This is a genomic window from Photobacterium japonica (assembly GCF_050337005.1).
Classification (GTDB): domain Bacteria; phylum Pseudomonadota; class Gammaproteobacteria; order Enterobacterales; family Vibrionaceae; genus Photobacterium; species Photobacterium japonica.
On sequence record NZ_JAKJSN010000004.1, the window covers coordinates 1 to 4,972 of the forward strand.

The following is a 4,972-nucleotide window of genomic DNA, read 5'->3' on the forward strand; positions in this document are numbered from 1 at the left end:
GGGCGGAACAAATCCTATCAATGATGCAAAATCTTTTTTATCTTTTTTGAAAATATTTAAAAAAGTTAAACCTGATGTTGTTTTAAACTTCACTCCTAAAAATAATATCTACGGTACGTTAGCAGGATTTTTGGTTGGAGCTAAATCTATCAATAATATAGCGGGATTAGGAATGGTTTTCATTAATGAAAGCTTAACATCTAAAGTTGCTCGTATGTTATATAAAGTCAGTCAGCCTAAAGCTACAAAAATTTTCTTCCAARATGAAGAAGATAAAGCGCTTTTTGAAAAATATAAATTAGCCCCTCTTCGTATTACCGACCGCTTACCAGGATCTGGTGCTGATTTATCTCGCTTTACTTTATCTCCTTCCTGCGATGACGGCGTTACGCGTTTTCTTCTTATTGCGCGAATGCTTTACGATAAGGGAATTGGTGAATATGTCAAAGCCGCTCGAATATTGAAAGAAAAGTATGGACGAAACGTAGAGTTTAACCTTTTAGGCTTTCTAGACGTTAACAATCCATCTGCAGTCTCTAAAGCTGATATGCAATCTTGGGTTGATGAAGGAATTGTCAACTATTTAGGAACTTCAGATTGTGTAGAAATAGAGATTGCTAAAGTTGATTGTATGGTACTCCCTTCATTTTATCGTGAAGGAGTGCCAAAGTCTCTTCTTGAAGCCGGCGCAATGGGCAAGCCGATTGTTACTACTGATAATGTCGGCTGTCGTGAAACGGTTGATAATGGCATCAATGGTTATTTGTGCAAGCCTCGTTGCAGCGATAGCCTTATCGAAAAACTAGAACTTATGATTAGCCACTCACATGAGGAGAGGCTTGCTATGGGTCATGCTAGTCGAAAGAAAATTGAAAATGAGTTTGACGAGAAACTTGTCATAACGAAGTATCTTGATGCTGTTGAAGCATGTTTTAAATTGTAATCGAGTAAATAATGAAAATTGCTGTTGCTGGTACAGGCTATGTTGGCCTGTCTAATGCTGTGCTATTAGCTCAGCACAATGAAGTTATCGCTGTTGATATCATCGAAGAAAAAGTTAATATGCTTAACGATCGTATTTCACCGATTGTTGATGCAGAAATTGAAGATTTTCTAGCGAATAAAGAGCTGAATCTTTCAGCCACTCTTGACAAACAACAAGCATATAAAGATGCTGAGTTCGTTATTATTGCAACACCAACCGATTATGACGTTGTTAATCATTACTTCAATACTTCATCTGTTGAAGCGGTTATCAAAGACGTGATGGCCATTAACCCTAATGCGGTAATGGTGATCAAGTCTACCGTGCCTGTGGGGTATACCGCGCGCATCAAACAAGAACTGGGTTGTGACAACATTTTGTTCTCGCCAGAGTTCCTGCGTGAAGGCCGTGCGTTATACGATAACTTGCATCCCTCACGTATTATCGTCGGTGAGCGTAGTGAACCTGCCGAAGTATTTGCGAATTTGCTTCTTGAAGGCGCGGTTAAACAAGATATTGAAGTCTTGTTTACGGACTCGACGGAAGCGGAAGCAGTAAAACTGTTCTCTAATACCTATTTGGCTATGCGTGTTGCTTACTTTAACGAGTTAGATTCTTACGCTGAGGCATATGGGCTAGATGCGCGTCAAATCATTGAAGGTGTGGGTTTAGACCCTCGTATTGGTAATCACTATAACAATCCATCATTTGGTTACGGTGGATATTGTTTGCCGAAAGACACCAAGCAGCTTCGTGCTAACTACGCATCGGTACCTAACAGCATTATTGGTGCAATTGTTGAAGCCAATACGACACGCAAAGACTTTGTTGCAGATTCAATTATGAAGCGCAATCCAAAGCGTGTAGGTATCTACCGTTTGATCATGAAATCGGGTTCAGACAATTTCCGAGCATCGAGTATTCAAGGCATCATGAAGCGTTTGAAAGCCAAAGGTATCGAAGTGGTGGTGTACGAACCCGTGCTGCAAGAAAAAGAGTTTTTCCACTCAGCTGTGATTGAAGAATTTGGTGAGTTCAAGGCTATGTCGGATGTGATTGTTTCTAACCGTATGGCAGAAGAACTCGCTGACGTTGCAGAGAAAGTCTATACCCGCGATTTGTTTGGTTCGGATTGAATCGAAGTAAAAGCAGGGACGAGAATAAGAGCGGTAAGTTTTTTTTACAAGTAATCTGCACAGAAGCGTTGAGAAATGATGGATATATCCTTCTCCTTTCTTATTCTGACGACCCTAGACCCTAGACCCTAGACCCTAGACCCTAGACCCTAGACCCTAGACCCTAGCCCTATATATGGACATCTCATGAAAAAAATCACGAAAGCTGTCATCCCTGTAGCTGGCCTCGGCACGCGCATGCTGCCTGCTACTAAAGCCATTCCGAAGGAAATGTTGCCGATTGTTGATAAGCCGCTTATTCAATATATTGTTAAAGAGTGTATTGACGCTGGCATTAAAGAGATTGTATTGGTCACGCACTCTTCAAAGAATGCTATCGAAAACCATTTCGATACCTCTTATGAGCTTGAAGCGACGCTTGAGAAGCGCGTTAAGCGCCAGTTGCTGGAAGAAGTTCAATCGATCTGTCCGAAAGATGTCACCATCATGCATGTGCGCCAGGGTCACGCAAAAGGCTTAGGTCATGCGGTACTTTGCGCCAAACCGCTTGTAGGTGATGCGCCATTTGCAGTGGTACTGCCAGATGTGATTTTGGACGAATACACCGCCAACCAGCGCACTGAAAACTTAGCGGCGATGTTACAACGTTTTGATGCTACGGGGGCCAGCCAAATTATGGTAGAGCCTGTACCAATGAGTGAAGTGTCTAAATACGGTGTGGTAGATTGTGGTGGGGCAGAACTTGCACCGGGCGACTCATCTGGTATGACACGGATGGTAGAAAAACCAACAGTTGAAGAGGCACCGTCGAATTTAGCCGTTGTGGGCCGTTATGTGTTGTCTGCCAACATTTGGGACAAGCTTGCGATTACCCCACCAGGTGCGGGCGATGAAATCCAATTGACCGATGCCATTGATATGTTAATGGCTGACGAAACCGTTGAAGCCTTCCATATGAGCGGTAAATCACACGATTGTGGTGACAAACTGGGTTATCTCAAAGCCTTTGTCGAATATGGTTTGCGCCATGACACCTTAGGCGGTGATTTTGCACTTTATTTACAATCTGTGATGGACACAGATAAAAGTTTAAAGCTCGTCAGTTAACATTCCTCATGATTTAAAATCAGCCTGCTGTCGTTTTTATTTCAACGTTACGTTTAATGATGCAATCAATTCCTCAGCATATAAGACATTACTATGACAACTACCGCGTTTATTTTTGTTTTTATCTTATCGTTTTGTAGCTTATTTGTGTTCCGCAAAGTGGCAAAACGTATTGGCCTGGTCGATAAACCCAATGCCCGTAAACTGCACCAAGGGGTCATCCCTTTAGTGGGCGGGATCTCCATTTTCACCACGGTGTGTATTGGCTTTTTATTGTTCTTGCCCGTTACCCCTAATTTACTCCTGTTCTTAGGCTGTGCCTTTATTTTAGTCGTCATCGGTGCCATTGATGATTACTACGATATCAGCTTCAAGTTCCGTCTATTGGTGCAAGCGGGTATTTCACTTGCCATGATCCACCTTGGCGGTCACAGCCTGCATAACCTTGGCTTCTTAATGGGCAGTGAAACCATCACCTTGTCCCCGCTCGCCAGTGGTATCGTCACCGTATTGGGCGTAATAGGGGCGATCAATGCCTTTAACATGGTCGATGGCATTGATGGCTTGCTGGGCGGCTTAGCCTCGGTCACCTTTGGGGCCATGGGTTGGGTATTTTACACCAATGGTAACGAATACTTGGCGGCGGTATGCCTGCTGATTGTTACGGCCATGGTGCCATACATCATGTTGAACTTAGGCATTCCATTAGGACGTCGCTTTAAAGTCTTCATGGGGGATGCAGGCAGCGTGTTGATTGGCTTTGCGGCTGTATGGATGTTGATCCGCGGCACGCAAGAGCCGGGTGTGTACGCGTTCAAACCGGTGACGGCATTGTGGTTGATTGCGATCCCGTTAATGGACATGGCAACCATTATGATCCGCCGTATCCGTAAAGGCCATTCACCGTTTAAGCCAGACCGTGAACACTTGCACCACATTTGTCAGCGTATCGGCTTGTCTTCAGCCATGTCATTGGTGGTGATTTGCACCATGGCAGCAGCCATGGCAGCCATCGGTATTTGGGCGGATATGCACGGCGTGCGTGAATCCGTCATGTTCATCAGCTTCTTGGCGGTATTTGGCGTGTACTTCTTTGTCATCAGCCATATCTGGCGTATTACCACGCTTATCCATAAGTTAGTGGGCAGTAACAAAGCCCCACGTTTTGATGAACAAGTCTCTGAGTCTGGTACAGATAAATAAGACGTAGGTAACGTGGTCAAACAAACGTTGGCGGTGATCGTCAACGTTCACTTTTTAGCGTTTTTCACATAAACGGTAGTTGTCTATAAAGTGCTGTCTCCTTGCTCGGAGCCAGCACTTTTTTGTATTCACACGATACGTTTTTATGTTCAATATAAAAAATAGCGTCATGAACCCCTTGGCTAGGGACATTTACCTTGAAAAACACCGCAGGGAGAAATCAATAATGTCATTGAGCGCAGTAATTTTGGCAGCCGGTAAAGGCACCCGTATGTATTCTGAATTACCGAAGGTACGTAAGCGCTGAATTAACCCCACCTTCAATAATTCAGCCACATAGACGATCCTGTTTCTTCGTTATTTAAGGAGAAACACCATGACATCTACCAAACGACAACATTGGCAGTCTATTATCGATGAGCAAACCCAAAGCGACCTCACCAAAGCCGATTTTTGTYAGCAGCGTAATATCAAACTGGCGACGTTTTACTATTGGCTGAAAAAGCTACGCACTAATGACGAGATTCAATGTGTATTACCT

5 protein-coding genes and 1 pseudogene are annotated in these 4,972 nt (G+C 43.7%); all 6 read left to right on the forward strand.

All coding sequences use genetic code 11. The features are described from left to right. A partial coding sequence (locus L4C36_RS00400; protein WP_428475818.1) for a glycosyltransferase family 4 protein occupies nucleotides 1-943 on the forward strand: 943 nt, incomplete at its 5' end. An 11-nt stretch (nucleotides 944-954) separates the two neighbouring features. Next, complete coding sequence (locus tag L4C36_RS00405) at nucleotides 955-2,121, forward strand: nucleotide sugar dehydrogenase (protein WP_428475819.1); 1,167 nt, start codon at nucleotides 955-957, stop codon at nucleotides 2,119-2,121. 186 nt (nucleotides 2,122-2,307) lie between these two features. Further along, a complete protein-coding gene (gene galU, locus L4C36_RS00410) occupies nucleotides 2,308-3,228 on the forward strand; it encodes a UTP--glucose-1-phosphate uridylyltransferase GalU (RefSeq protein ID WP_428475820.1) in 921 nt (306 codons plus the stop codon). Nucleotides 3,229-3,321: 93 nt separating this feature from the next. After that, entirely contained in the window at nucleotides 3,322-4,431 is a 1,110-nt protein-coding gene (gene wecA, locus L4C36_RS00415) for a UDP-N-acetylglucosamine--undecaprenyl-phosphate N-acetylglucosaminephosphotransferase (protein ID WP_428475821.1), read from the forward strand. 226 nt (nucleotides 4,432-4,657) lie between these two features. After that, nucleotides 4,658-4,726 (forward strand): annotated as a pseudogene (locus L4C36_RS00420) (NTP transferase domain-containing protein); the annotation flags it as partial. 81 nt (nucleotides 4,727-4,807) lie between these two features. After that, on the forward strand, nucleotides 4,808-4,972 hold a 165-nt coding region (gene tnpA / locus L4C36_RS00425; protein WP_428475822.1), incomplete at its 3' end, for an IS66 family insertion sequence element accessory protein TnpA.

What these genes read in the sequence shown, in the direction of transcription:
- L4C36_RS00405 (WP_428475819.1), top strand. Translation starts at nt 955, where the DNA reads ATGAAAATTGCTGTTGCTGGTACAGGCTATGTTGGCCTGTCTAATGCT.
- galU (WP_428475820.1), top strand. Translation starts at nt 2,308, where the DNA reads ATGAAAAAAATCACGAAAGCTGTCATCCCTGTAGCTGGCCTCGGCACG.
- wecA (WP_428475821.1), top strand. Translation starts at nt 3,322, where the DNA reads ATGACAACTACCGCGTTTATTTTTGTTTTTATCTTATCGTTTTGTAGC.